This window comes from Yersinia sp. 1252 StPb PI (assembly GCF_048593885.1).
In the GTDB taxonomy this organism is placed as follows: domain Bacteria; phylum Pseudomonadota; class Gammaproteobacteria; order Enterobacterales; family Enterobacteriaceae; genus Yersinia; species Yersinia enterocolitica_E.
The window spans coordinates 1-315 of record NZ_JAZGQE010000550.1 but is presented as its reverse complement, the minus strand read 5'-3'; the positions used below and the strand labels follow the sequence as shown (position 1 = coordinate 315).

Below are 315 nucleotides of genomic sequence, written 5' to 3'. Positions count from 1 at the left end.
AATATTTTTGTAAGTACTCTGTTTTAAACAAATCAATTCTCTCACCACGGATACCTGAGCGAAACTCATCTAACCATGAGCTTTTCTTATCTTCATTGGATAAGTAATAATTATTAGGTTTCATTGTTTCTGAGCTAACAGATAAAGCTCTTATACCAATAACGTCTTTATCATCCAGTACTTTTGTTATTGAAAGTAGTTTACTTATTGAACCACTAATAAGAGCATCATCGGAATCCAACCCGATAAAATACTCACCACTCGCATTCTCTACCGCCTTATTCCAAGCAGCTTGCTTCCCACTATTATCTTGGT

The 315-nt window shown here is 34.9% G+C and carries 1 protein-coding gene; it reads right to left on the bottom strand.

The annotated features are described in order from the left end of the window. A partial coding sequence (locus V2A85_RS24705) for a glycosyltransferase (protein WP_420072692.1) occupies positions 1 to 315 on the bottom strand: 315 nt, incomplete at both ends.